The sequence below is a fragment of the Stappia sp. TSB10GB4 genome (assembly GCF_900185745.1).
Lineage (GTDB): Bacteria > Pseudomonadota > Alphaproteobacteria > Rhizobiales > Stappiaceae > Stappia.
This window is the reverse complement of sequence record NZ_FYAV01000066.1, coordinates 22,069-47,519: the sequence shown is the minus strand read 5'-3', so window position 1 is coordinate 47,519 and position 25,451 is coordinate 22,069. Positions and strand designations below refer to the sequence as shown.

Below are 25,451 nucleotides of genomic sequence, written 5' to 3'. Positions count from 1 at the left end.
CCTACTTCAGCGCCTCCTGGATGCGCGGCAGGTAGTCGCCGAACTTCTCGCCGTACTTCTCGTAGACCGGCTGAACGGCGGCGGAGAAGGCGGACAGGTCGGCGTTCTCGATCACGGTCATGCCGGCATCCTTGAGCGCCTGAAGCTGCTCGCCTTCAAGGCGGGCATTGAGCGCGCGCTCGTATTCGGCCGCTTCCTGGGCAGCCTGACGGACGATCTCCTGCGTCTCGCCGGACAGCTCGCTCCATTTCGGCATGCCCATGACGAAGAGCGCCGGGGCATAGGTGTGCCGGGTCATGGTCATGTTGGTCTGGGTCTCGTTCAGCTTGAACGAGTAGACCACGCCGACCGGGTTTTCCTGGCCGTCGATCGTGCCCTGCTGCATGGCGGTGAGGGCCTCGGTCCAGGCCATCGGAATGGCATCGGCGCCGAGCTGGCGGAAGCTGTCGATATAGACCGGGTTCTCCATCACGCGCACGCGCAGGCCGCTGAGATCGGCCGGGCTGTTCACCGGGCGCTTGGAGTTGGTGAGGTTGCGGAAGCCGCGCTCGGCATAGGCGAGGCCCTTGAGATTGACCTCCGACAGGCGGTCGAGCAGCTCCTGGCCGATCTCGCCGTCAAGCACCTTGTAGGCGGCCTCGGGCGAGGGGAAGAGGAAGGGCAGTTCGAACACGGCCATCTCTTCGAGGAAGTTGGACACCGGGCCGTTGGTGATCACGCCCATGTCGACGGTGCCGATCTGCATGCCCTCGAGCAGGGTGCGCTCGTCGCCCAGCGTGGCATTGGGGAAGATCTCGACGGTGATCTTGCCGTCGGACCGCTCGGCAACCAGCTCCTTGAACTTCGTCGCGGCGGCGTGGAACCCGTCCTGTTCGTTAACCACATGCGCAAGACGCAGGGTCACCGTATCGATCTCTGCGAGAGCCGGAAGCGCGCTCACGCCAATCGTCATGATGGCGACTGCCGCTGCCCTTAAGATATTCATAACGTTTCCTCCTGGATATTTAAGGAGAGCGCGAAAGACTTTAAGTCGAACGGCGCCCGCAAGCGTGTCATTGTTCTGTGAATGATGGAGCCGACATTCCCGAATTAGTCTACCGAATGGCGTCAGGTTTATGTCGTTTCATAAGCTGACCAAACGTTTCGCGTCAAGGATGGCGATGCAGTGGCTTATAACGTCGAGTTGTAGCGCCTTGCCCGGGCGGCGCCGGCACAGGCACCGGCGCGACAGAGGAGGTGCGGGGGGGGGTGCGGGGAGGGAGGCGCGGGGGGAGGCGCGAGGGGGAGGCGAAAGCCGCAAGTTACCGCGGGAGCGTGGGCGGTGCCGCTTCGGGCGGCATCGCTTCGGGGAGCGTGGGGGGCGCCGGTGGATCGAGCGCGCGCGCCACCATCGGCTCGCCGACCTCGCCGTCGGCGGACAGCAGCACGGCGACCGGCCGGGAGGCCGGAAACTGGGCACAGATGATCAGCACCATCACCGTCAGCGGCACACAGACCAGCATGCCGGTGACGCCCCACACCGCTCCCCAGAACGACAGGGACAGCATGATCACCAGGCCCGACAGGTTGAGGCTGTTGCCCATCAAGCGCGGCTCCAGCAAGTTGCCGATCAGGAACTGGATGGTGCCGAGGCCGAGGCTGATCACCAGGAAGGGGGTCAGCGTGTCGAAATGCACCAGCGCCAGCAGGCTGGGGAAGATCACGGAGATCAGCGAGCCGATGGTCGGGATGAAGTTGAGCGCGAAGGCGATGAAGCCGAACAGCGCCGCGTAGGGAAGATCGAGCAGCGTCAGCAGGCCGGCCGTCAGACTGCCGGTCAGCACGCTGACGGCGGTCTTGATGCCGAGATAATGGCGCAGCGCCCCGGTGATCCGCTCGCGCATCAGAAAGGCGATCTCCGCCCGCTCGCGCGAGGAGAACAGCCGCGCCATCTTGCGGTCGAAGGTCGAGCGCTCGAGCAGCAGGAACAGCACGTAGATGAAGACCAGCGAGGCGGAGCCGGCGATCTGGGTGATGGCGTTGGCGCCGGCGCTGATCGCTCGGTTGAGGGCATTGTCGGGAACGAGGTCGCGCAGTTGCACCGGATCGGCGAGCCCGCCCCAGGTGGAGGCAGTCTGCAGCACCTGGTCGAGCCGGGCCTGGTAGACGGGCGCGTCGCGGGCGAGTTCCCGCAGGTTGGCGGCGACGATGTCGACGGCCATCCCTGAGACGGTGAAGATCACCGCCAGCGCGGCGGGCAGGGCGATGAAGCCGGGCAGGCGCAGCGGACCGAGTGGAATAGCGCGGATCGCCTCGGCCAGCGCGACGATCAGATACCAGACCAGGAGGGCGATGACGAAGGGAATGAGCAGCGAGCGGCCGAGAACCAGCAGCCAGCCGAACAGGAAGACCGAAATCAGGGTCGAGGCGACCAGGAGCGGAAATTGCGGCATGAGGCTCCCTGTGGCCAGGCTCCCTGTTGCGAGGCTCCCCGTTGCGAGGGTCCTGCTGCTCGCATGCGGTCCCCACACCGGGTTGCGCAGCTTCCTGCTTGTCGCCCGGCACGCCCCGCCTTGCAAGCCCCCGAAGAGGTGCTATAGGAAGGATCGCGCCGCGCGCAGGCGGACCTTTCGTCCCTTGTCAGCCGGCGGTATGGGCCTGTAGCTCAATGGTTAGAGCCGTCCGCTCATAACGGATTGGTTGCAGGTTCGAGTCCTGCCGGGCCCACCATCTTCTCGCTCACGCAAACCTCACTGCGTTCGCCGGCTCCGCGGGGGCGGGCGAAAGCCCGGGCCGCAGTCGCGGCCTTGTTCCGCTTACGCAGGGCTCGCTATTCCCGTCGTGTTTCGCCGGGCGATGGTGTAGCGTTGCACGATGACGACACACGGACCGGATGCCGCATGCCCGCTCCGCCCGGCGCGATGGCTGATCGCGATCCTGGCGGTGCTGTTCGCATGGGCGGCGGCCCTGCCGCACGGGGCCCGTGCCGCGCCGTCGCAACCGTTGGCATTGATCGTCCTCGACGAGGCCGGATCCGCCTTTCCTTCCCTCTCCGCCGGCCTGCCGGACGGGACACCCGACCAGCGCCGGCAGGTGCTGGCGATGCCGACGCCGCTCGGCGGCGACCTGGATGCGGCCATCGTCGCCCGTCCGCCGGCGGCGGCCGGCCCGCATGGCTGGGAGCCGCGCCGGACCGCCGCCGTCCGTCCCGCGCTGCCGAGCCGCCCGACCGGGGCACACCACCCCCGAGCGCCTCCCGTTTCCCGCTGAAATCCTCTCACGGCTGCCAATTGCGGCCGCCAACAGATTTTCGAGAGATTTCGCGGTCGTGCCGCACAAGGCGAGCGCGCGCCGCAGCGGAGACATCACCATGCAGTTTCTTGCCGGACTGGCCATGTTCACGGCCGCAATCGCTTCCATCATCTTCACCAAGCCGCGCGAGGAGGGACTGTTCGCCGTCCTCGTCGCCAAGCCTGCAGTCGCCTCGATCGTGGCGCTGGGCATCACCGTGATGCTGCTGTTCGGGCTGATCCTGCTGATCGCCGGTGGGGCCAACCTGCTCTCGTCGGCCGCCTGACACCCGGTACGACAGGCCGCCGCCTGCGATGCGCGGGCGGCGGCTTGCGTCCCCAGCAAGCGCCCTCCAGAAAGAGCGCTCCAGAAAGAGTTCTGGCGAACGCACCCGGTCGCCCCCGTCCGCCGGTTGCCTCCGGAAAAGCACGCACTTTTCCGCCCGGCCTACAGATCTCAAAATCACCGGGCTGCACGTCCGGCATTCGACCGATTCCATTCCTGACGGAGTTCGTGATGCGTTTTTCTCTCTCCGGCCTGCCCGCGCTGCTGGGCGTTCTCCTGCTTCCCGGTCTTGCCTGCGCTCAGGCGCAGCAGGAGGGCGGATCGCACTGGGGTGAGGCGGCCATCGTCGAGACCAGCGGCGGCAAGGTGGCCGGCTTCGTGCGCAACGGTGCGCTGGAGTTTCGCGGTATTCCCTATGGTGCCTCGGTGGGAGGCGAGGGGCGATGGGCCCCGCCGCAGCCGGCGGCTGCCTGGGACGGCGTGTTGCCGGCCATGCACTTCAAGGGCGACTGCGCCCAGGCCGCGCGCTACGGCCTGACGGAGCGCAGCGACAACGAGGACTGCCTGGCGCTCAACATCTCCCTGCCCCATACCGGCGAGGATCCGGGCACGACCAAGCGGCCGGTCGTCGTGTGGATCCATGGCGGGGCCTTCGTCGGCGGCTCGGGTGCGCTCTACCGGCTCGACCGCCTCGCGCTGGCGGCCGATGCGGTCGTCGTCACCATGAACTATCGGCTCGGCGTGTTCGGCTTCATGCCGCATCCCGCCTTCGATGCCGAGATCAACGGCGGCTTCGCGCTGGAGGACCAGCGCCTGGCGATGCGTTGGGTGCGGGACAATATCGCCGCGTTCGGCGGCGACCCGGAAAACATCACGTTGGCGGGCGAATCCGCGGGTGCCGCCTCGGTGTGCATGCATCTCATCGCGCCGGAGGAAACCTCCGGCCTGTTCCACAAGGCAATCGTGCAGAGCGGTGCCTGCGCCTTTCAGTTGCGCAGCGTGGAGGAGCGCAACAGCTTCGGTGAGCGCGTCGCGCAGGAAGCCGGCTGCGCCGACCCGGTCACCGCGCTGGAATGCTTGCGCGCGACGGACCCGCAGGTGCTGATCGCGGCCGGCGACAAGGCCGGGGCCGGCGATCTGATGGCCTTCGCCCCGCCCTACGGCACCAAGACCGTGCCGCGGCAGGGACTGGAGGCGCTCGACACCGGGCGCTTCGTGCAGGTGCCGGTGCTCAACGGCGGCACCCGGGACGAGTTGCGGCTCTATGTCGGATACGACGTGCAGGCCGGTGCGACCTACACCGCCGACACCTATACGAAGACGATCGAGGCGCTCTACGGCGAAACGTCCTCCGAGGTCCTTGCGCGCTATCCGCTCGAGCGGTTCTCCTCCGCGCCGGTGGCGCTGGCCACCGCGATGACCGACTTCCGCCCCGATGTCGGCATCAACCGTTGCCTCTATGTGGAATCGGCACGGCTGATGTCGCGGCACGTTCCGGTCTACCAGTGGGAATTCGCCGATCGCGGGGTGAGGGTGCTCGGCGTCGCCATGCCGCTCGCTCCGGACCCAGGCTTTGACCTCGGAGCGGCGCATTCGTCCGAGCTCAACGTCTTCTTCCCCGGTTTCTCCAACACGGCGGCGTTGTCGGCACCGTCGCCCTCCTCGGCGTCGGCAGATTTGGGCGAGCAGATCATGGCAAGCTGGGTCGGCTTCATCCGTAACGGCGATCCGGCAGCGGCGCAGATCCCGGACTGGAAGCGCTTTGCCGAGGGCGAGACGGCGATGCGCTTCGAGCCGGGCAATGTGCATGTCTTCGACCCGTGGGCGGATGCCAATTGCGACTTCTGGCGCGGGCTCTATCCGGATCACTTCGGCAGCCGATAGGCGCCTCGCCAGGCGAGCAGCCGCATGGCATTGGCGGTGACGAGCACGGTCGCGCCGGTGTCGGCGAGGATCGCCGGCCACAGACCGGTGATGCCGAGCACCGTTGTGACCAGGAACACCGCCTTGAGCCCGAGCGCGAGGCCGATGTTCTGCCAGATGTTGCGCATGGTGGCGCGCGACAGCGCCACCATGTCGGCGACGTCGGTAACGCGGCCATGCAGGATGGCGGCGTCGGCGGTCTCCAGCGCGACATCGGTGCCGCCGCCCATGGCGATGCCGACATCGGCAGCGGCAAGCGCCGGGGCGTCGTTGATGCCATCGCCAATCTTGGCGACGCGGTAACCCTTCGCCCGCATGTCGCCGACGAGCCGCTGCTTGTCCTGCGGCAGCAGGTCGGCATGGGCCTCGATCCCCAGCGATCTGGCGATGGCACTGGCGGTGCGGGCATTGTCGCCGGTCAGCATGACCGCCTCAACGCCGAGGGCGCGCAGGGCCGCGAGCCCCTGGATGGCGTCCTCGCGCGGTTCGTCACGCAGGGCGAACAGGCCGGCGATAGTGCCGTCGACCAGCAGCAGGGAGACGGTCTTGCCGGCATCGTTGAGGGCGGCGATCCGCTGTGTCAGCGCGGCGTCCAGCGGCGCGGTCTCGGCGGCAGCGCGCGCGGAGGCGAGGAACAGCCGCCGCCCCTCCAGCATGCCGGCGACGCCGCGCCCACCCAGCGCGGTGGCCTGCGAAGCGGCGACGACCTTGATGCCGTCGGCTTGCGCCCGCGCCAGGATCGCCAGCGCCAGCGGATGGCTGGAGCCGGCTTCCAGCGCGGCGGCAAGGCGCAGCACCTCGCGTTCATCCATGGCAAGGCCGAGGAGGTCGGTGACCTTGGGCTTTCCTTCCGTCAGCGTGCCGGTCTTGTCGAAGGCGGCGCGGTCGATCCGCCCCAGCCCCTCCAGCACCGCGCCGCCCTTCATCAACAGGCCGCGGCGGGCGCCCGCCGACAGGGCGGCGGCGATGGCCGCCGGGGTCGAGATGACGAGGGCGCAGGGGCAGCCGATCAGCAGCACGGCAAGGCCGCGATAGATCCAGGTAGCCCACTCAGCCCCGCCGACGAGCGGCGGCAGCACGGCGATCAGCGCGGCGACGACCATGACGGCGGGCGTGTAATAGCGCGAGAAGCGGTCGATGAAACGCTCGGTCGGGGCCTTGGACTCCTGCGCCTCCTCGACCAGGGCAATGACGCGGGAGATGGTGTTGTCGGCCGCCGCGGCGGTGACCTCCAAGCGCAGCACGCCGTCCTGATTGACGGTGCCGGCAAAGACCGTGTCGCCCGGCTCCTTGCGTTTCGGCACGGATTCGCCGGTCACCGGCGCCTCGTCGACGGCGCTTTCCCCGGACAGCACGGTGCCGTCCGCCGGGATCCGGTCGCCGGGGCGCACCAGCACCACCGCGCCGACGGCAAGACTGTCGGCCGGCACAGTTTCGGTCTCGCCGTCGCGCTCCAGCAGCGCGGTCTTCGGCATCAGCTCGGCAAGGGCGCGGATCGAGGCGCGTGCGCGGCCGGCGGCAATGCCCTCGAGCAATTCGCCAATCAGGAACAGGACGACGACCACCGCCGCTTCCTCGGCGGCGTCGATGACGACGGCACCGGCGGCGGCGACGGTCATCAAGGTCTCGATGGAGAAGGGACTGCCGTTCATTGCGCCGGCCAGCGCCCGCCGGGCGATCGGCACGAGGCCGACCGCCATGGCGAGGGTGAAGGCCCAGAACGCGGTTGTGGGCAAGAGCTGCGCGGCGGCGAAAGCCACCGCCAGCGCCAGGCCGCACAGGATCGTCAGCCGCGCCTTGGCGCTGCGCCACCAGGGGCCTTCGAGCGGCGCGTGGTGGTGAGAGCCGCGCGGCTCGGCGGCGGTGCGGTCAGGGGCGTGGTCAGGGGCGTGGTGGTGGTGATCATGGTCGTGGCCGCAGCAGGGCGTGGATGCCGGCGCGCCCGGTTCGGCCGGCGAGCGGGCGTCCAGCGGCACGGCGCGATAGCCGAGGCTGTCGACCTTGCGGGCGAGGCCGGCAAGGTCCGCCTCCTCGCCATGGGTCACGGTCAGGGTGCCGGCGACGACCGACACGCGGACATCGGCAATCCCGGGCAGACGCCGGACGGCGCGGTCGATCTTCTCGGCACAACTGGCACAGTCCATGCCGTCCACGCGGAAGCGGGTGAGGCGGTCGGTCACGCTCATGCGGTCAACTCCTGTTGGTCAGGAGCAGGACCATAGGACCTCTAGCGACTAGAGGATCAAGGGGGTTAGGCCGGCCTGCGCGTGTCGCCGAGGCGGGCGGGCGCGCCGGATCAGTGGTCGGCGCTGCACATCTCGTGATTGGCGAGCGAGCGGATCACGTAGCAATCCCTGACGTTGTCGCCGTGGCAGGTGCCGACCATCCGCGCCAGTTCGCCCTCCAGCCGCTGCAGCCGCGCGATTTTGTCGCGGACGATGTCGAGCTGGCGCGCGGCGATCTCGTCGGCATGGGTGCAGGGCAGTTCGGGATGTCCGCTGAGGTCGAGCAGTTCGCGGATCGCCTCCAGCGTGAAGCCGAGGTCGCGGGCATGCTTGATGAAGGCGAGGCGGTCGCGATGGGCTGCGTCGTAGCGGCGCTGGTTGCCTTCCGTCCGGCCGGCGGCCGCCAGAAGACCCATCTGTTCATAGTAGCGGATCGTCGGCACTTTGACGCCGGTCTTTCGCGAAAGATCACCAATCGAGTACATCGCACAGCTCCAGTTTCTGGAGATATGGCCGTCGCACGCGTGCCGGGTCAAGTTCACGTAATCGCGAATTGCAGTTCCGGCAACCAGTCGTTAACCGTGACGGGCGAGACTGATCGTCCGTTGGCGGGTGGGGCGCGCGCAAGAGATCCTGGCAAGCGAAAGATGTTGAACGCAGCGAAAGCGGCAATCCTGGTGATGCTCGCGGCCCTGTTGAGCGGGTGTGTGTCCAGCGACTACGCGGATGACGGCAGGGGCTCCAAGCCGATTCCGGCCAAGCTCCTGGCGGCCATGTCGGAAAAATCGATGTCGCCGTCGGCGCCCGTGCTGGTGCGCATCTTCAAGCAGGAAAGCGAGCTGGAGGTGTGGAAGACGGACCGCACCGGCCGCTACGCCCTGCTCAAGACCTATCCGATCTGCCGCTGGTCGGGGACGCTCGGGCCCAAGCGCAAGCAGGGCGACCGGCAGGCGCCGGAGGGCTTCTACGACGTGCATGTCGGCCTGCTGAATCCGCGCTCGCAATATCACCTGGCCTTCAACCTTGGGTTCCCCAACCGGCTGGAGCGGGCGCTCGGCTATACCGGCAGCGCGCTGATGGTGCATGGCGCCTGTTCGTCGTCGGGCTGCTACGCGCTGACCGACGAGGGGGTGGAGGAGATCTATCCGGTGGTGCGCGAGGCGCTGAAGGGCGGGCAGCGATCGTTCCAGGTGCAGGTCTTCCCGTTCCGGATGACGCCGGCCAACATGGCCAAGCATCGCGACAACCCCAATTTCGCGTTCTGGAGCAACCTGAAGCGCGGCTACGACATTTTCCACGTGACCCGCCGGGCGCCGAAAGTGTCGATGTGCGGCGGGCGCTACGTGTTCGACAAGGAGTTCGTCGGCGGCGAGCCGAAGGACCCGCTTGCCGCCTGTCCGCCGACGGTCGACAAGGCCGACCCGGCGGTGGCCAGCAAGGCCGAGGCGGATCGGCTGGCGATGCAGTCGCTGATTTCCAACGGGCTGGCGCTGAACCCGCCGTCCTATTCGGATGGCGGCATGCATCTCGCCTTCCGCCGCCTGCTGGAGCGGGATGGCGAGGCGGCCCTGTCGCGGCGCACGTCGAAGTCCTCCGTGCCGGTCAGCCGGCCGAGCGACGCGCTCGCCGATCCGCATGTGCCCCAGGAGTGAGACCCCAGGAGTGAGGCCCCAGGAGTGAGGCGGAAGACGAGCCGCGCAGGTCTCGATCCGCTCAGGCCTCGATCCTAAAGACCTGGCCCGCCCGCTCGGCCTGACGCTGGTCGTGGATCTTGACCATGTCGATGCGCTGGCCGTCCCAGTGGCAGGTGAGGTGGCTTGCCTGCAGCGGCACCGACATCACATCCGGATGGAAGGCGGCAAAACACTCGCCGCCCGCATGGCGCACGCTAGGATAGACGATGCCGTCACAGCCCGCCGCCCGGATCCGCGCCGCGAAGGCCTGCGAGGCGGCGTAGTCGTCCGGATCGAGAAGGGCGGCGGTGTCCGCCCCGGCTGCATCCTGTCCCGATGTCCTCAGATCGACGAGGCTCGCATCGATCTCGCCGACCAGTTCGCGCATGTCGGCGATCCAGCCGGGCGCCTCGTCCGTCGCCCCATAGAAAAGCCCCTGGTGGTGGATCACCTCGAACAGCGCCGTGTCGAAGGCGTTGGCGGCATAGAAGGCCCCGAAACTGCCATCGTGGAAGCGGCCCTTGCGCTCCGGCGAGACATGGGTGAAGGGCGCCATCACATAGGAGGCGCCGGGGCCGCTCACCCGCCGTTCGGGAGCGACCAGGTCGAGCGCGCCGATGGTCTCGGCGACGCGCGGGTTGCTCCTGGCCTCGGCGGCGGCGAGCAAATCCCAGTCGGCCGGGTCGGCAATGTCCTCGAACAGGTCGATGGGCGGATAGGCGGAGCCGATCAGCCGGTGGTAGCGCGGCCAGACGAGCCGCGTCATGGCGAGGCCCTTCGGCAGGGCGGCAGACAGGCTCACCACTGGCTCCTCACCACTGGCCCCCTCACCACTGGCCCCTCACCACTGGCCTCGGCGGGCGTCGAGATAGCGGCGCACCCGCATCAGATCGGTGATCCGTCCGTCCAGCATCACCTCCAGCGCCGAACGCCCGCCGAAATCGGCATTGGCGCGCGTCACCCAGCGATAGCCGCGCTGGGCATCGCGAAACAGCAGCCGCAGCGCCTTGTGAATGCCGAGCAGGTTGGACATGCGCTCGGCAAGGTCGATGCCGGCGCGGCCGGGCGCGCCGGCCTTCCAGCGTTGGTAGGTGCGCACGGAGATGTCGCCGAGCAGGCGGCTGGCCTGGTCGTCGGTGAGGCCCCAGCGTTCGAAAAGCGCGACCACGGCGCGCTGCATGGCACGGATCTCGGCGTCGGAAAACGCCGATGCCGGATTGGGGCCTGCTGCCGGGTCGGGACTGGCGGGCGTTACGGGATGAAGTGCGGGCATGGCTGCCTCCTGTCATTTGTCGTTAATATAAGAAAGAAGCGACAAATGGCAAGAGACGCGGAACTCCGACCGGGACGAAGGGGTTTTGCGAACGGGTTTTCGGCAGGAACGGCGCCGGGATGATCTGCGTCACAGTCCTGCCCCGCTCGCGGAGCTACTGTTGATCCATCATGATCGCTGATCGCGATGGTGTGCGGCGCGAAGGCGCCAGCTTGTGCCGCGGAGACCGGCAAGGCCCCCGCGCAATCGCCCGGATCGCTCCCCTCCGGCAGTGTCTGGTGGTGGGGCGGCGAACCGGGATCGCAAGGCCGAGAGGAGACAGGACCATGCGTTTCAGACAGACTTGCGCAGCGGCCGCCATAGCCGTTGCTTCTATGATCGGCTTCGGGGCGGGTGCGCCAGCCGAAGCCGCCACCGCCGCCACCGCCGCCAGTGCGCTGGCGCCGGTGATCGCTGCGACGCCGGAGGTCCGGCAGGACGGCCAGATCGAGAAGGTCTGGCATCGCGGGCGGCCGCATCACTACCGCCCGCGTCCCGTCTATCCGCCGCGCTATTACGGGCCGCGCTATTACGGCTCCCGCTATCCCGTGGCACCGCCGCCGCGGCGCGGGCTGGTCCTGCCCAGGCAGCACGTCGCCTGGTGCAGCCAGCGCTACCGGTCCTACCGGTCGTACGACAACACGTTCCAGCCGTATAACGGACCGCGGCGGATCTGCGTGTCGCCCTATATGCGCTGACCCCGGTTGCGGGCCGCCTCCCACGCGGTCCGCGCCGACACCGCCGTCCGGCGGGGGTTCCCTTGCGGACCCCGCGGGCGGCGGTCGCCTCTTTGCGGGCCACTCATTGCGGACTATGCCGAGGGGCCGCGATGCGCTATCGCTGCGGGACAGCCGGTGGCCGCGCCGGCATCGTCATCGGAACATCCAGCGCATGGCCCTCCCGGCATGACCGTCATCCAGCTCGCCACCGCCCAAACCTTCGACTTCCTGTTGCGTCAGAGCCGGGACGGCGACGGGCGCTGGGGCGGCATCCGCCTCGTGCCCGGCAGCGGCACCGGCGAGGGGGCGGACTGGCTGGTGGTCTATGACCAGCCGCCGCGCGGGCTCGCCACCCGCCTGCCGCGCGCGCGCCGCATCGTCTTCCTGCCCGAGCCGGTGTCGATCAAGCATTACGATCCGGCCTTCATCTCGCAGTTCGGCATCGCCGTCACCTCCTCGCCGCTGCCCGGCTTCGACGGCGAAGCTTTCCACATGCAGCCGTCCTCGCCCTGGTTCTACGGCGCCGGGCTCGGCGCCTCGGCCGGCGGAATGCCGCGCCTCGGCTTCGCCGAGCTTGCGGCGCCCGACGTGCCCTGCGCGCCGGAGCGCGGGCTGATTTCGGCGGTCTGCTCGACCAAGACGCTCAACCGCAACCAGGTGCGCCGGTTGCGCTTCCTGCGCCGGGCCAAGGCGGCGCTGGGCGCCCGGCTCGACATCTACGGGCGGGGCTTTCGCGAGGTCGCCGACAAGGCGGAAGGCCTCGACGGCTACCGCTACCATCTGGTGCTGGAGAACAATCTCGATCCGCATTGCTGGACCGAGAAGATGGCCGATCCGCTGCTGGCCGGCGCCTATCCAATCGTGGCGGGAGGGCCGGAGCTGGACAGCTATTTCGATCCGCTCGGCTTCACCGCGCTCGACATCACCCGCCCGGACACGGCGCTGAAGACGCTGCTGGCGGTGCTGGAGGCGGATCCGGTGGCGCGGGTCGAGGTGCAGGAGGCGATGCGGGAGAACCGTCGCCGGCTGATGGAGGAGCACCAGGTGTTTCCGGTGCTCGACCGGCTCGTCGCCGGGCGGGGGGAGGGGGCGCCGTCGCTGCTGGCCGAGGCAGAGCCGATCCGCCCGCCGGCGCGCGCGCCCTATCGCCGGCTCACCCAGGCGCTGCGACCGCTGCGCCGCGCCGCCGACCGGCTGCATCTGGCGCTGTTCGAGCGCGGCTGAACGCCTTTTCCGGCATCACCGGGCGCTGAGGCGCTCCAGCGAGAGGCCGAGCCCGGCGGCGATGATCGCCGGGCGCGGGTCGGCCGGGCGGAACGGGTCGGCGATCTCGACAAGCCGCGTCAAGCCGCCGCCGGCCAGCACGGCGGCCGACAGTTCGCCGCTGGACGGGGCGATGAGCCCGGCCGTTCGCCGCAGCCGGGCGACCAGCGCGCGCAAGGGCAGGTCGCGCGGATCGGCGACCTCGAGACGCCCGCTCGCCACCGCCTCGCGCAGTTCCGGCAGCCCGGCCGCCAGCCGCTCGGCCCGCGCCTTGCCGCCCTCGCACAGGAAGAGATCGGCGGGCTCCACCGATGCGCCGTCGTCGGGATAGACGGCCGCAAGCTTTTCCGCGATGCGGGCGAGGATGCCGGCATGGGCAAGGGGGCGCTCGACCACGAAGACCGTGTCGGCGCGGGTCACCCGGCCGGTGCGCATCAGCTCCACCGGGCGCGGGCGGAAGATGCCGTCGGTGATCGCGTCCTGGACATGGTCGGTCATGCCCATGGACACGGGCACCACCACCAAGAGGTCTTGCGGCAGGGCGAGATGGTCGAGCGCGAAGAAGCGCGGCAGCACGTCCGAGCAGAAGGCGGCGAAGGAGCCTTCGCCGCCGTGATGCAGCACGGTCAGCGGTTCGCGCAGCACCGGCTTCATCCGCAGCCGCCGGGTGACGTCGGGGCGCGCCGGCGGCCAGGGCAGCAGCTCCTCGCCAGGCTGGGGAGCAACAAGGCGGGCGTCGTCGAAGAGAAGGCCGGACAGCGGATCGACATCGAAGGGACCCTCGAGCCGCAGGCAGCCCAGCCGGTCGGTGCCGGCGTCGCCGGGAAGGACCTGCGTCTCCTCGGCAAGGCGCGCGATGCGGTTGTCGGCAAGGCGGGTGCGCGGCCAGGCGGGCAGCATCAGCCGGCTCGCCAGCGCCCGATAGGGGGCCGGCATCAGCACGGCGTCCAGCCGCTTCATCCAGCGTCGAGGGACTGGCTTTGACACTGCGGGCCACCTATAAGGCTGCGAAACGGATCGGGACGCGCCACGCTTACGGGCGGCGCAGCGGGAAAGCAAGCATGGAGTCCGCATGAAGTCCGAGGTCTTCAACCTCAACGTCTTCACCAACGTGGCCTCGCGGGACCCGTCCCACTGTCTGGCCCAGCATGCGGTGCGTTCGTTCTTCGACACGTTCGGCTGGGAGAGCCGGCACCGCATCGTCACCCGGATCTTCATCGACCCAAACCCCAATCCGGATCGCTTCGAGCCCTGGGTGGCGACGATCCGCGAGGCGTTGCCGGACATCCCCTTCGAGCTGGTGCGGACCAACGGCATGCTCGACGGCTTCGCCCGGTCGCTGGAGGTCGGCGAGGGCGCCTATGCGATGCAGCTCGAGCATGATTTCGTCTTCGTGAAGAGCCGCATCCCTCATTCGCTCGACCGGATGCTGGAAGAGATGCGCGCTCGCGGCATCGATTACCTGCGCTTCAACAAGCGGCGCAACCGGCCGGCCGCCTATGACCTCGGGGTGGAGCCGGCGGGCGATGCCGATTTCCCGATCTGCCGCATCAGCGGACGCTCGAACAACCCGCATATTCTCGATACGGCGCGCTACCGCGAGGTGGTTCTGCCGCTGCTGAAGAGGCCGGACGGGAGCTCGGTCGGGCTGGAAGGCGGCCTCTGCCGCTATGTCGGTGGCGGCTATCTCTATGGGGCCTACGGCCATCCGCGCACGGTCGGCCATCTCGACGGCCGCCGGCTGCGCTTCAGCGACGGCATTCGCCGCCGGCTCTACCTGCTCGGCGAGGCGGTCTCGCGCAGGTCCCAGCGCTCCCACACGAACGGATAGCGCCAGGCGAGATCGTGGGTCTTCGACAGGCCCTCGGCGATCCGGGCATAGCGCTCGCGGCTGGTCCCGTCGATCAGGTGGAACTGGACGATGAGGTGGCGCACCTCGCCCATCAGCCCTTCCGCGATCAGGTTCTCCAGCACCGGATACTCGTCGCCCTCGATGTTGAGCTTCATCAGGTCGACGGGCTGGCCGGCGGCGCGCACCACGTCGGCGGCGCGGCGCAGATGCACCTCGACGCTCTCGCCCTCCTGCTGTCGCTGGGTGCTGCTGCCGTCATTGTCGTAGACGAGCTTGGCGGTGCCGTTGAAGTCGGACAGGCCGGCGCAGTCCAGCGTAACGTTCGGCAGGCCGGCGAGAAGCGGCTTGGCGCGTTCGCAGAATTCGGGCGCCGGCTCGAAGGCCAGCACCTTCGGCGAGCCTTTCTGCGAGATGCGGGCAGAAAAATCGCCCTTGTAGAAGCCGGCATCGACGACGAGCGAGCCCGCGTCCAGCGGCACATCGGTCAGCAGGCGCGCGTCGCCCTTGGCGAGCTTCCAGCGCTTGACGGCCCGGTAGTGCGGGTCGAGGACGAAGCGGATCAGGTTGAAGCCCATTGGGGATCGTGAACTCGCGGATGGTGTCGGAAACGGCCGGGGCCGCACGGGCCCCGGCTGAGCCATTGCAGCTTGGGCGGCGAATTGCAAGTCCGCAGCCACCCCGCGTAAGGCTTCAGAACGTGTAGCCGAAGGTCGCGATGTCGTCCCTGTGGCGCCGGGCGATCAGGTCGATGCCGAAGTCGTCGTAATAGTCGCGATAGTGACCGTGGGCGGAGGCGTTGGCGCGGCGGTCGCAGACGGTGACGGCGAGGTCGAGGTCGCTCGCCATCTGCTGCAGGTCCTCGCACAGGCATTCCTGCCGCAGGACGCGATCGACGGCGATCCGGCCCGTTTCGTCGGTCAGGTAGTCGATCTGCTGCTTGCGGATGTAGCGGGAGGGCGAGGTCGGGGCGTCGTCGTCCGCCAGCCAGCGCAGGTAGTCGGAGAAGTCGTAGTCCTGGAACAGCTCCACTTCCGTCGGCATGCCGGATCGGCCGCGACCGAGATCCTGCTTGAGGTAATGGAACCAGGAGACGTGCCAGGCCCAGGGATTGCGAACCACGGTGAAGACATGCATCGCGCCGAGATCGATGCCGTTGCGGGTGAACACCCCGGCATACTCGCACCAGGTCAGGTGCCCGCGTGCCTCGCGCAGGCGGCGCGAGGGACATTTCAGGATCCAGGGCAGGAAGGTCTGCTCGACAAAGGATCCGCCGCATTTCGGCACATGCAGGAAAAGGATGTTTTTCTTCAGGCGCCTGAACAGGCCCTGGCGGGTGTTTTGCGGAACAAGCAAATCTCTGTCCGTCCCGTTGCTGCTCGGTGTCGCCTCGACCGTGCAGCCGGTATTGTCCTTTCGTATCTGGCTAAAATATGTCCTGATTGCGGGAGATGTTTTATGGATACTTTTAGTATCGCAATATTTACCAATGACTTTCTTTGATGGCGATATCCAAGCGCCGATGGATTCATCGGAAAAGAGCGCGCGAAGTCAGGCGCTTGCGTGAGCCGCGCAAGTTCAAAGCCGCGGAACCGGCCTCCGCCATCGGCGTGCCGGTTCCGCGGCGTGTCCGTTTCGCGGAAGGAATGGGGTCTGGGAGCGGTGCCGCGGGCGCCTGCCGGCGCCTCAGCAGTTGTTCGGGCGCTGCGGTCCGAGGTCGATCTGGCACTCGTTGGTGAGCGCACCGATGGCGGCACCACCCACGGCACCGGCCGCCGCGCCGACCAGGATCGGTCCGCCGGCAATTGCCAGAACGCCGGCACCGGCCGCGCTGCCGATGGCGCCGCCCGTGACGCCGCGCTCGAACCGGTTCGAGCCGCAGGCGGCGACAAGCAGGGAAAGAGCAAGAATGCCGGCAAGACCGGCCGGTCTCGGGATACGCATGACATGAATCCTTCTGAGCACCCAGCCCGCCGCCAGCATGGGGCGAGAGGGTGAACGAGACGTAAACGCGGGGAGCGGCGCGCCTGCCGGTACGGCACGGCGAGGGCGCGCGCCACGGGAGTTTCCCTTGCCCCGAAGGCCGCCATCGACTAAGAAGCGGCCAGTTTCCCCTCATGTCCAGAATGGAGCGGCAAGCACCTATGGCGCGCCAGTTCATCTATCACATGCATGGTTTGTCGAAGGCCTATAACGGCAAGAAGGTCCTCGACAACATCCACCTGTCCTTCTACCCGGACGCCAAGATCGGCATCCTCGGCCCGAACGGCGCGGGCAAGTCGACGCTCCTCAAGATCATGGCCGGCCTCGACAAGGAGTATACCGGCGAGGCCTGGGCGGCGGAGGGCGCACGTATCGGCTACCTGCCGCAGGAGCCGCAGCTCGACCCGACCAAGACGGTCCTTGAGAACGTCATGCTGGGCGTCGCCCACAAGCAGGCGATCGTCGACCGCTACAACGAACTGATGATGAACTATTCCGACGAGACGGCGGAAGAGGGGGCCCAGCTCCAGGACATCATCGACGCCGAGGACCTGTGGAACCTGGAGAGCAAGGTCGAGATGGCGATGGAGGCCCTGCGCTGTCCGCCGTCCGACGCTCCGGTCGACAACCTGTCGGGCGGCGAGCGGCGCCGCGTGGCGCTGTGCCAGTTGCTGCTGTCGGAGCCGGACCTCCTGCTGCTCGACGAGCCGACCAACCACCTGGACGCCGAGACGGTGCACTGGCTGGAGCGGCACCTGCGCGAGTTCAAGGGCTCGGTGCTGATCATCACCCACGACCGCTACTTCCTCGACAATGTCACGGGCTGGATCCTGGAGCTCGACCGCGGCCAGGGCATTCCCTACGAGGGTAACTATTCGGTCTATCTGGAGAAGAAGACCAAGCGCATGGAGCAGGAGGGCCGCGAGGACATGGCCCGCTCCCGCGCCATCGCCCGCGAGCGCGAGTGGATGGGCATGTCGCCGAAGGGCCGGCAGACCAAGTCCAAGGCGCGTATCCGCGCCTATGAGGACCTGCTCGCCAAGCAGGAGGAGCGTCTGCCGACCATCGACCAGATCCTCATTCCGGTCGGCGAGCGGCTCGGCAACAATGTCATCGACCTGGAGAACGTCTCCAAGGGCTTCGGCGACCGCCTGCTGATCGAGGACCTGACGTTCAAGCTGCCGCGCGGCGGCATCGTCGGCGTCATCGGCCCGAACGGCGCCGGCAAGTCGACCCTGTTCAAGCTGCTGACCGGACAGGAAAAGCCGGATTCGGGCACCGTCACCATCGGCGACAGCGTGCATCTCGGCTATGTCGACCAGTCGCGCGACACGCTCGACCCGAACAAGACGGTGTGGGAGGAAATCTCCGGCGGCAACGAGATCATCTATCTCGACGGCAAGGAGATCAATTCGCGCGCCTATTGCTCGTCCTTCAACTTCAAGGGCCCGGCCCAGCAGGCGAAGGTCGGCAACCTGTCCGGCGGCCAGCGCAACCGCGTGCATCTTGCCAAGGTGTTGAAGCAGGGTGCCAACGTGCTGCTGCTCGACGAGCCGACCAACGATCTCGACACCGAGACGCTGGCGGCGCTGGAGGACGCGCTGGAGAACTATGCCGGCTGCGCCGTGGTCATCAGCCACGACCGCATGTTCCTCGACCGTCTTGCCACCCATATGCTCGCCTTCGAGGGCGACAGCCATGTGGAGTGGTTCGAGGGCAACTTCGAGGACTACGAGAAGGACAAGGTGCGCCGCCTCGGCGCCCATGCGGCCGATCCGCGCCGCATCAAGTACAAACCGCTGACGCGCTGAAGCAGCGGACACGGCCGACAGATAGCGGACGGCGGCGCGGCACTCGCGCCGCCGTTTTGGTTTGAGCGCCCGGCGACCCGGCGGGCTGCGGCTTTCCCGCCGGAAAGACTCGTTGTATTCCTTCAGGTCCCCGCCGGTGTCCGCCCGCGGGACGAGACAGGAAGGTGGGCGATGGCGGATCTGTTCGGACGCGAGCACATGGACGAGTTGCAGAGCGTGCCGGCTCGCAAGCTTGCCGCCACCACGGTCAAGGTGCTCGCCAACCAGGACCCGGAGGATTTCCGCACCACCTGGACGGCGGCGCTGAAGCTTGGTTTCGAGGGCATTCCCGGCGGACGTCACGTCGGTCACACCCGCCGCTCGGGCTCGCGCGAGCCCTGGTATCCGCGCGGCACCGAGATGTGCAACGAGCGGCAGGTGTCGATCCTGTCCGCCGAGGAACTGGCCGAGGTCGCTGCCGACATGGGCCTGCCGCGCATCGAGGCGGAGTGGATCGGCGGCAATGTCCTCTTGGAAGGCCTGCCGCGCCTGTCGCTGGTGCCGCCGCGCACGCGCCTGGTCTTCGCCGGCGGTGCGGTGCTGCGGGTCGACGGCGACAACATGCCCTGCCGGATCGCGGGAGCTTCCATCGGCGAGCATTATCCCGACCGCGAGGGCATCGACCTGCTGTTCCCCAAGACGGCACGCCGCCGCCGGGGTCTCGTCGCCTATGTGGAACGCCCCGGCGTCATCCGGCCCGGCGAGGCGGTCACCGCGCATATCCCCGAGCACTGGCTCTATCGCTGAGGGTTCGGCCTCAGTCCTCGCCGATCTCCTCCTCTTCGCCGGTAACCTGGCGCGTCGATCCCCAGTCGAGCAGCGTGTCGTTGATCGAGGGGAGCGCGAAATGGCGGGCCGCATCGCGCTCGTAGCCCTCGTCGAGCAGCGCGTCATAGTCGCTATGGGCATGGCGGACATGGGCGACGAGGGCAAGCCAGACGGCGACGGAGGGCGGCAGGTGCCGCAGATGCGGGGCGAGCGCCCCGGCCAGCACCGGCTCGGCATCGGCGAAAGGGATGCGCGGCACGCTCGCCCGCAAGGCCTTGCGCATCTCCTTCTGGCGGCGGGTTCCCCCCGCTTTTGCCGCTCCCGCTGTCATCCGCCTGTCTCCGTGCCTGCCTGCCTCATGGCAACCGGCAGAGCAGGGCGGCGAGGCCGGCGCGGCTGCCGACGCCGAGCTTCGCATAGATCGTCTTGCGGTGGCTTCTGAGCGTGTTGGGACTGATGCCGAGGCGGATGGCGATGGTTTCCTCGCCCGCGTCGGAGACGAGTTCGGCCGCCACCGCCGCCTCGCGCGCCGTCAGGCCGAAGACGAGCCGCAGCCGCCCCTCGAGCGCCGGAATGTGCCCGTCCAGCAGTGTCACCACCAGCAGCCGCATGTCCCTGCCGACCCGGCGTACCTCGGCAAGTGCCGGGGGATGCGCGCCCGGCAGCGGCCCGGTGCGCTCGTCCGCCTGCGCCGTGGAGGCGGCGAAGGCCTGCGGCCCGGCACCGCGGGCAAGCTCGGCGAGCGCCCGCACAAGGCCGCGCTGCATGGCCGGGTCGGCGAATTCGAGACGCGGTGCGCTGGCCTCGGCGCAGGTCTTGTCGGACCCGGCGAGCAGGCCGGGGGCGCTGCGGGCCAGTCCCTCCGCGGTCCGGTTGCAGGCACAGACAGTCGATGCGGGATCGATGAGGAAGCCGGCGCGGTGCTGGCCGTCCAGCAGATCGAGCACCAGCCGCACTCCATCGGCAACCGCCGTCCCGTCGCCGCGCACCGACCGGTCAGGCATCGGCATGCGATCCCGGCGCGAAGATTTCGGCCGCAGGCGACGGCAGCGGCTGTCCGGCGGGGCCGAGGGCGGCCAGGATGCAGGCGCCGAGCGCCTCGAAATCGCGCTTGCGCGGCGAGGAGCGCCGCCAGACCAGGCCGACGGTGCGCTGCGGCTGCGGATCCTGGAAGCGCAGCAGCGCCACCCGCTCGTCGCGCACCTCCACCGAGGCGCACAGTTCCGGCAGCAAGGTCACCCCGTAGCCGGCGGCAACCATCTGCATCACCGTCGACAGGCTGGTGGCGCCGAAGCCGGTGCGCGCCGCCGGCCGCAGCCCCTCGCAATAGTTCAAGGCCTGGTCGCGCAGGCAGTGGCCTTCCTCCAGCAGCAGCAGCGATGCGCCGTCGACGTCGCGCGGGTCGACGCGGCGGCGCTCGTCCAGATCGGGCCGCGACTGCACGGCGAGCAGGAACCGGTCCTGGAACAGCGAGCGGGTCTCCAGATCCGCCCCCGCGACCGGCAGGGCGGCGAGGATCACGTCCAACTCGCCCTGCTGCAATTCGCCGACCAGCGCCTGGGTGAGGGTCTCGCGGAGCTGCAACTCGGCCTGCGGGTGCGCGCGGGTCAGGGCGGGGAGGATGCGCGGCAGCAGATAGGGGGCGATGGAGGGAATGATGCCGAGCCGAAGCGGCCCGCTCAGCACCTCGCCGGCATGGCGGCCATAGTCGAGAAGATCGCGGGCCTCGGACAGGATGCGCCGGGCACGGCGGGCAATCTCCTGTCCCTCGGCGGTCAGGCGGATGCCGGCCGGTCGCCGCTCGACCAGCGCAACGCCGAGGATCGCCTCCAACTCGCGGATCTGCATCGACAACGCCGGTTGCGACACGGCGACGGCCTCCGAGGCTCGGCCGAAATGCAGGTGACGGGCGAGCGCATCGAAATAGCGCAACTGGCGAAGCGTGATCATCGTCATTGGATAAGCTTATCGGCGCCGGCCTTCAATGCGATTGACGCTGATCAAGGTGGCCGTGGAATTTCAACTCCCTTAACCGGAAAAGGCGATACTCCGGGCCGAGGCGAGGGGAGTGGATGCAATGAGCGCTGCTGCGCGGCGGCCGGGTCTCGACGTGATGCGGGTGGTGGCCGTCGCGGCGGTCGCCTGGTTCCATTACGGCTTTCGCATGCAGGTCACCGGCGAGGCGGGGCCGGCCGGCGGGTCCGGTGATCCGGGAGACTGGGCGCGGTTCGGCTATCTCGGCGTCTCGGTCTTCTTCGCGATTTCCGGCTATGTCATCTCGATCTCGACGGAGGGGCGCGACCCCTTCACCTTCGCGGTGGCGCGGGTCGCCCGGCTGTGGCCGGTCTATGTGGTGGCGATGACGCTGACCGCGCTCGTCACCCTTGCGGTGCCGGCGCTCGGCTTCCCCCTGTCGCTGCCGCAATATCTCGCCAACCTGACGATGCTGTCGCCGTTTCTGGGACAGCCCTTCATGGACGGGGCCTACTGGTCCATCGTCGCCGAGATCCTGTTCTACGGCTGGGTGGGGCTGTTGATGCTCGCGGGCCTATGGTCGCGCCATCAGGTGCTTCTCGCCCTTGCCTGGCTGGCCGTCGCGACACTCGACCAGGCGGTGATCGGCAGCGATGTTCTTCGCCGCGTGCTGCTGACCGATTTCGCCGGCTTCTTCGCCTTCGGCATGATGCTGCGGGCATGCGAGCGCGGAGAGGCGGGAGCGAGGCTGGTGCTGCTTGCGGCGTTTGTGCAGGCCATTGCCGCCGCGGTGCTGTTCGCCGGCGGGCTGGTCGAGGTCTACCGGGGCGAGCCGTTCCCGCCGCTTGCCGTCGGCGGCATCGTTGCTGTCTCGCTCGTCGTCCTCGCGCTGGCAACGCGGCTGCAGGCGCCCTGGCTGCCTGCCGGTCCGGTCACCGTTGCCGGGCGGGCCACCTATCCCTTCTATCTGCTGCACCAACATGTCGGCTATGCCGGCTTCTTCCTGCTGGTGCCGGTCATCGGCCTTGCCGGCTCGGCGGCGGTGATCCTTGCCGGGGTCGCGCTGGTATCGCTGCTGCTGACCGTGGGGGTGGAGCGGCCGGCCGCCCGCCTGGTCCGCGGGGCAGGGGAGTGGGTGCGGATGCGGGCGCTGTCGTTCAGGCGTCGCCCGGTGGGCTGACCACCTCTGCGTCTTTCAGGCGCTCGCGCCAGCCTACCCGCGCCTCCGGTACGCTGTCGGTGGTCGCGAAATAGGGCTTGATGTCGATCAGCGGCGTGCCGTTGAGGCAGTCGAGGCCGCGCACCAGGAAACCGTCTTCGGTCATCTCCAGCACCTGCACCACCGACAGCGACACCGGGTTCGGCCGCACCGGGGCGCGCAGGGCGAAGCAGCCATGGGTCTCGCTGGCGAAGCCGGGCGCGAGCACGGCAAGGTCGCGGCGCGCCTGATGCATCCAGTAGAGCAGGATCAGGTGGCTGCAGTCCGCCACCGACTTCAGCCCCCTGCGGTATTCCGGCTTCAGCCGGACGCGGCAGACCGCGTCGCTGCCCCGGCCGTTGCGCGGGCAGTCGGCGCGCCGCGTCCAGGGTGTTTCCACATGGCCGATGAAGACGAGACCGGCGTCGAACGGCCCCTGCGCCGGGTCGTGGTCGAAGGCCTGTTCGCCGGGTCGTGCCATCATTTCATCTGCGCACGTGTCGGTCACGGCTGTCTCCTCAGTCCAAGGTCCGCACAGGTATACCATTTGCGCGGGGCGCGGGGCGGTCTTGCCGGTGGCCCCTCCCGGGCGGCACCGGTCGAATCGACTGGGCTTGGGAGCCTTCCGTAGCGTCGGGCGACCACCTGACAGGAGAAGAAGGGTCCCGGCGTCTACGCACTAAGGGTTGAAAACAAAAGATTAAATTTTGGTCATGTGACTAGTTACATTGCCGAATTAGAGTTTCATTAATTCAACCCCGTGAAAATTACCTAGCGCCTCCTACGAGGATGTGCGATCTGCACCACATTGTTCCGCAGGGTGAGTGGGGAAAGATCTGTTCGCGAATGCCGTATTCGGGTCTTGCGAGCGGGCAGTTAAGGCAATCGTCCGAGAGGTGATGACATGGGACTTGGATTTTTCGCGAACATGCGGCTGAAGTACAAGATACTCTCCGGGTTCGCCCTGGTGCTGACGATCCTGATCGGAGTGTCGGCCTACAGCTTTATCACCTTCCTCGGGACGTCCGATCGCATCGGCGCCTATAAGACCAATGTCGAGGCTGCGTCCGCCATGGCGGCCGTGGAGGCCGAGTTCCTGCGCCTCGACGCGGCGGTGCGCGAATATTCCGTCTCCTCGAAGGCGGAACTGGCGGAGGTCGCAACGCAGGAGATCGCCAAGCTCGACGCGCTGATGGCGGAGGCGGAGAGGAAGATCGTCGACGATAGCTGGCGCGGGCTGTTCGACGAGGCCAAGCAGGCGGTCTCGGTCTATACCAAGGATTTCCAGGAAACGCGGCATCTGACCGAGGATTATCTCCAGCAGGTCGAGAAGACCATGATGCCGAGCGCGGCGAAGTTCATGGAAGATCTCGACGAGATCCTCAAGATCGCCATGGCCGAAGGCAACGAGGAGGCGAGGCTCCATGTGGAGGCGGCGATCCGCTACGGCCTCAGCGCGCAGCTCAATTCCAACATCGCCCTCGGCTACCAGGACCGCAAGGGACTGGACGCGGCGCAGCGCGACTTCGACGCCGTCCGGCAGGCACTCGAGCGCCTCGGCGGCACCATGCGGACCCCGCGCGAGCGGGAACTGCATGCGGAGATGACCGAGCTTCTCGGCACCTATCGCACAAGCTTTGCCAAGGCCGTGGAAGACAAGGTGAAGATCGATGAACTGGTCCATGGCGAGATGCTGGAGCAGACCCGCATCCTGCAGAAGGACCTGAGGATGCTGCGCGAGCGGGCGGCGGCGGCCGAGCAGCAGATCGAGACCGAGGTCGCGGACGAGCTGCTGGCGGCGGAGTTCGGCGTCGCGATTGCCGGTATCGGCGGCCTGCTGATCGGTGCAGCGATGGCGCTTGTGCTGGGCGGTCAGATCGCCAATCCGGTGCTGGCGATGACCCGGGCCATGACGCGCCTTGCCGGCGGCGATGTCGATTGCGATATCCCGGCGCGCAGCCGCAAGGACGAAATCGGCGAGATGGCGCGGGCGGTGCAGGTGTTCAAGGAGAACGCCATCGAGAAGATCGCGCTGGAGCGCGAGCAGGAGGCGGCGAAGGCGCGCGCCGAGGCCGAGAAGCGGCAGATGATGCAGAATCTCGCCGATGAGTTCGAGCGGGCCGTCGGCGGCTTCGTCCAGGGGCTCGCCTCCACCTCGACCGAGCTGCAGACCGCTGCCCACACCCTTGCCTCAACCGCAGCGGAGACCAGCGCCCAGTCGACGGCCGTCTCCGCGGCGTCCGAGGAAGCGGCGGCCAGCGTGCAGTCGGTCGCCTCGGCGGTCGAGGAACTGTCCGCCTCGGTGCGGGAGATCGCCCAGCAGATCGGCAGCTCCAGCCAGATCTCGCTGCAGGCGGTGACCGAGGCGCAGACCGCCTCGGATCGGATCCAGTCGCTTGCCGCGGCGTCCCAGAGCATCGGCGAGGTCGTCGGCCTGATCAACGACATTGCCGACCAGACCAACCTGCTTGCCCTCAACGCCACGATCGAGGCGGCGCGGGCGGGCGATGCGGGACGCGGGTTCGCGGTGGTCGCTTCCGAGGTGAAGCAACTCGCCGAGCAGACCGCGCGGGCGACGTCGCAGATCGCCGATCAGATCTCCCACATGCAGGCGGAGACGAACACGGCGGTGACCTCGATCGGCAGCGTCTCCAAGGTGATCGACCGGATCAACGAGATCGGCTCGGTGATCGCCTCGGCGGTGGAGGAGCAGAGCTCCGCCACCCAGGAGATCGCGCGCAACATCCAGCAGGTCGCCACCGGCACCACGGAAGTGTCCAGCAACATCGGCGGGGTCAGCCAGGCCGCCGAGGACACCGGCGCCGCCGCCGCGCAGGTCCTGTCGGCCTCGGGCGAAGTGTCGCAGCAGTCCGAACGGCTGAAAGGGCAGGTCGACAGCTTCCTGCACAAGGTGCGCGCCGCCTGACGATCCGCCGCCGGCATGTGCCGCCCCCGCCGCAACGGTCCGGGGGGCACATGCCGGAGCGGGCCGCCAATGGCGAGCGCGCTGCGGCGGCCCCTCTTGGCGACCCCTCTTCTTGGCCGGCCCCTCTTGCAAACACCCCATCGACGGAACCAGACGAGGCCGCAGCGCGGCCTCGTCGTCTTTTTGCTTTGCGGGCTCACGTATTTCCGTCGAGCCCCTCCGCTCTTTTCGGG

At 68.2% G+C, this 25,451-nt stretch carries 25 protein-coding genes and 1 tRNA gene; 12 read left to right on the top strand and 14 right to left on the bottom strand.

What is annotated here, in order from left to right; translation table 11 throughout:
• Position 1: 1 nt before the first annotated feature.
• Entirely contained in the window at positions 2-940 is a 939-nt protein-coding gene (locus TSB10GB4_RS19220; protein ID WP_208984884.1) for a TRAP transporter substrate-binding protein, read from the bottom strand.
• A 361-nt stretch (positions 941-1,301) separates the two neighbouring features.
• A complete protein-coding gene (locus TSB10GB4_RS19215; protein ID WP_186397064.1) occupies positions 1,302-2,432 on the bottom strand; it encodes an AI-2E family transporter in 1,131 nt (376 codons plus the stop codon).
• A 201-nt stretch (positions 2,433-2,633) separates the two neighbouring features.
• Between TSB10GB4_RS19215 and TSB10GB4_RS19210 the strand changes: the two genes are divergently transcribed.
• The 4 genes from TSB10GB4_RS19210 (at position 2,634) to TSB10GB4_RS19195 (ending at position 5,439) form a co-directional block, all read left to right on the top strand.
• Positions 2,634-2,709: transfer RNA gene (locus TSB10GB4_RS19210), tRNA-Ile, on the top strand.
• Between the two features lie 144 nt (positions 2,710-2,853).
• On the top strand, positions 2,854-3,249 hold the full coding sequence (locus tag TSB10GB4_RS19205) for a hypothetical protein (protein ID WP_186397063.1): 396 nt from the start codon (positions 2,854-2,856) through the stop codon (positions 3,247-3,249).
• Between the two features lie 100 nt (positions 3,250-3,349).
• Entirely contained in the window at positions 3,350-3,556 is a 207-nt protein-coding gene (locus TSB10GB4_RS19200) for a hypothetical protein (RefSeq protein WP_186387294.1), read from the top strand.
• A gap of 230 nt (positions 3,557-3,786) precedes the next feature.
• Positions 3,787-5,439: a carboxylesterase/lipase family protein gene (locus TSB10GB4_RS19195; RefSeq protein WP_186397062.1), complete on the top strand. Its 1,653-nt coding sequence runs from the start codon at positions 3,787-3,789 to the stop codon at positions 5,437-5,439.
• On the opposite strand, the gene TSB10GB4_RS19190 is transcribed toward TSB10GB4_RS19195, so the two are convergent.
• On the bottom strand, positions 5,421-7,664 hold the full coding sequence (locus TSB10GB4_RS19190; RefSeq protein WP_186397061.1) for a heavy metal translocating P-type ATPase: 2,244 nt from the start codon (positions 7,662-7,664) through the stop codon (positions 5,421-5,423). The two genes, TSB10GB4_RS19195 and TSB10GB4_RS19190, sit on opposite strands and share 19 nt — an antisense overlap.
• 110 nt (positions 7,665-7,774) lie before the next feature.
• Positions 7,775-8,188 carry a helix-turn-helix domain-containing protein gene (locus tag TSB10GB4_RS19185; RefSeq protein ID WP_186387297.1) on the bottom strand — a complete coding sequence of 138 codons (414 nt, stop codon included), beginning with the start codon at positions 8,186-8,188 and terminating at the stop codon, positions 7,775-7,777.
• Between the two features lie 162 nt (positions 8,189-8,350).
• Here TSB10GB4_RS19185 and TSB10GB4_RS19180 point away from each other — a divergent pair, with 162 nt between their 5' ends.
• Positions 8,351-9,355: a murein L,D-transpeptidase family protein gene (locus tag TSB10GB4_RS19180; RefSeq protein WP_186387298.1), complete on the top strand. Its 1,005-nt coding sequence runs from the start codon at positions 8,351-8,353 to the stop codon at positions 9,353-9,355.
• A gap of 61 nt (positions 9,356-9,416) precedes the next feature.
• Here the strand turns inward: TSB10GB4_RS19180 and TSB10GB4_RS19175 are convergent, their stop codons facing one another.
• Both TSB10GB4_RS19175 and TSB10GB4_RS19170 read right to left on the bottom strand, forming a co-directional pair.
• Positions 9,417-10,178: an RES family NAD+ phosphorylase gene (locus TSB10GB4_RS19175; RefSeq protein WP_371328918.1), complete on the bottom strand. Its 762-nt coding sequence runs from the start codon at positions 10,176-10,178 to the stop codon at positions 9,417-9,419.
• A gap of 39 nt (positions 10,179-10,217) precedes the next feature.
• Positions 10,218-10,649: an MbcA/ParS/Xre antitoxin family protein gene (locus tag TSB10GB4_RS19170; protein ID WP_186397060.1), complete on the bottom strand. Its 432-nt coding sequence runs from the start codon at positions 10,647-10,649 to the stop codon at positions 10,218-10,220.
• A gap of 374 nt (positions 10,650-11,023) precedes the next feature.
• Here TSB10GB4_RS19170 and TSB10GB4_RS19165 point away from each other — a divergent pair, with 374 nt between their 5' ends.
• On the top strand, positions 11,024-11,386 hold the full coding sequence (locus tag TSB10GB4_RS19165) for a BA14K family protein (protein ID WP_186397083.1): 363 nt from the start codon (positions 11,024-11,026) through the stop codon (positions 11,384-11,386).
• A 207-nt stretch (positions 11,387-11,593) separates the two neighbouring features.
• Positions 11,594-12,631 (top strand): hypothetical protein, encoded by a 1,038-nt coding sequence (locus tag TSB10GB4_RS19160; RefSeq protein WP_186397059.1) that lies wholly within the window; start codon positions 11,594-11,596, stop codon positions 12,629-12,631.
• A gap of 15 nt (positions 12,632-12,646) precedes the next feature.
• Here TSB10GB4_RS19160 and TSB10GB4_RS19155 read toward each other — a convergent pair whose 3' ends face one another.
• On the bottom strand, positions 12,647-13,630 hold the full coding sequence (locus TSB10GB4_RS19155) for a hypothetical protein (RefSeq protein ID WP_186397058.1): 984 nt from the start codon (positions 13,628-13,630) through the stop codon (positions 12,647-12,649).
• 112 nt (positions 13,631-13,742) lie between these two features.
• Here TSB10GB4_RS19155 and TSB10GB4_RS19150 point away from each other — a divergent pair, with 112 nt between their 5' ends.
• The gene (locus tag TSB10GB4_RS19150; RefSeq protein WP_186387302.1) at positions 13,743-14,501 is read left to right on the top strand and encodes a hypothetical protein; all 759 of its coding nucleotides are present in this window, start codon (positions 13,743-13,745) and stop codon (positions 14,499-14,501) included.
• Here the strand turns inward: TSB10GB4_RS19150 and TSB10GB4_RS19145 are convergent.
• From TSB10GB4_RS19145 to TSB10GB4_RS19135, 3 genes are all read right to left on the bottom strand, one after another.
• The gene (locus tag TSB10GB4_RS19145) at positions 14,444-15,097 is read right to left on the bottom strand and encodes an FkbM family methyltransferase (RefSeq protein ID WP_186397057.1); all 654 of its coding nucleotides are present in this window, start codon (positions 15,095-15,097) and stop codon (positions 14,444-14,446) included. The two genes, TSB10GB4_RS19150 and TSB10GB4_RS19145, sit on opposite strands and share 58 nt — an antisense overlap.
• 115 nt (positions 15,098-15,212) lie before the next feature.
• On the bottom strand, positions 15,213-15,875 hold the full coding sequence (locus tag TSB10GB4_RS19140) for a sulfotransferase family 2 domain-containing protein (protein WP_186387304.1): 663 nt from the start codon (positions 15,873-15,875) through the stop codon (positions 15,213-15,215).
• 330 nt (positions 15,876-16,205) lie between these two features.
• A complete protein-coding gene (locus TSB10GB4_RS19135) occupies positions 16,206-16,463 on the bottom strand; it encodes a hypothetical protein (protein ID WP_186387305.1) in 258 nt (85 codons plus the stop codon).
• 200 nt (positions 16,464-16,663) lie between these two features.
• Here TSB10GB4_RS19135 and ettA point away from each other — a divergent pair, with 200 nt between their 5' ends.
• Positions 16,664-18,313 carry an energy-dependent translational throttle protein EttA gene (gene ettA / locus TSB10GB4_RS19130; protein WP_186397056.1) on the top strand — a complete coding sequence of 550 codons (1,650 nt, stop codon included), beginning with the start codon at positions 16,664-16,666 and terminating at the stop codon, positions 18,311-18,313.
• Between the two features lie 171 nt (positions 18,314-18,484).
• Positions 18,485-19,099: an MOSC domain-containing protein gene (locus TSB10GB4_RS19125; RefSeq protein WP_186387307.1), complete on the top strand. Its 615-nt coding sequence runs from the start codon at positions 18,485-18,487 to the stop codon at positions 19,097-19,099.
• A gap of 10 nt (positions 19,100-19,109) precedes the next feature.
• Here TSB10GB4_RS19125 and TSB10GB4_RS19120 read toward each other — a convergent pair whose 3' ends face one another.
• From TSB10GB4_RS19120 to TSB10GB4_RS19110, 3 genes are read right to left on the bottom strand one after another with little or no spacing between them, the layout of a single operon-like run.
• Positions 19,110-19,451, bottom strand: coding sequence for a DUF2293 domain-containing protein (locus TSB10GB4_RS19120; RefSeq protein WP_186387308.1), 342 nt, complete (start codon positions 19,449-19,451; stop codon positions 19,110-19,112).
• A gap of 25 nt (positions 19,452-19,476) precedes the next feature.
• Entirely contained in the window at positions 19,477-20,124 is a 648-nt protein-coding gene (locus TSB10GB4_RS19115) for a helix-turn-helix transcriptional regulator (protein ID WP_186397055.1), read from the bottom strand.
• On the bottom strand, positions 20,117-21,076 hold the full coding sequence (locus TSB10GB4_RS19110; RefSeq protein ID WP_371328917.1) for a hydrogen peroxide-inducible genes activator: 960 nt from the start codon (positions 21,074-21,076) through the stop codon (positions 20,117-20,119). Before TSB10GB4_RS19110 ends, TSB10GB4_RS19115 begins: the two co-directional genes overlap by 8 nt.
• Positions 21,077-21,197: 121 nt before the next feature.
• On the opposite strand from TSB10GB4_RS19110, the gene TSB10GB4_RS19105 reads away from it, so the two are divergent.
• On the top strand, positions 21,198-22,274 hold the full coding sequence (locus tag TSB10GB4_RS19105) for an acyltransferase (RefSeq protein WP_186397054.1): 1,077 nt from the start codon (positions 21,198-21,200) through the stop codon (positions 22,272-22,274).
• Here TSB10GB4_RS19105 and tsaA read toward each other — a convergent pair.
• Entirely contained in the window at positions 22,252-22,800 is a 549-nt protein-coding gene (gene tsaA, locus TSB10GB4_RS19100) for a tRNA (N6-threonylcarbamoyladenosine(37)-N6)-methyltransferase TrmO (RefSeq protein WP_371328916.1), read from the bottom strand. The genes TSB10GB4_RS19105 and tsaA overlap by 23 nt on opposite strands.
• A gap of 396 nt (positions 22,801-23,196) precedes the next feature.
• Here tsaA and TSB10GB4_RS19095 point away from each other — a divergent pair, with 396 nt between their 5' ends.
• Positions 23,197-25,218 carry a methyl-accepting chemotaxis protein gene (locus tag TSB10GB4_RS19095; RefSeq protein WP_186397053.1) on the top strand — a complete coding sequence of 674 codons (2,022 nt, stop codon included), beginning with the start codon at positions 23,197-23,199 and terminating at the stop codon, positions 25,216-25,218.
• The last annotated feature ends 233 nt before the right edge of the window (positions 25,219-25,451 follow it).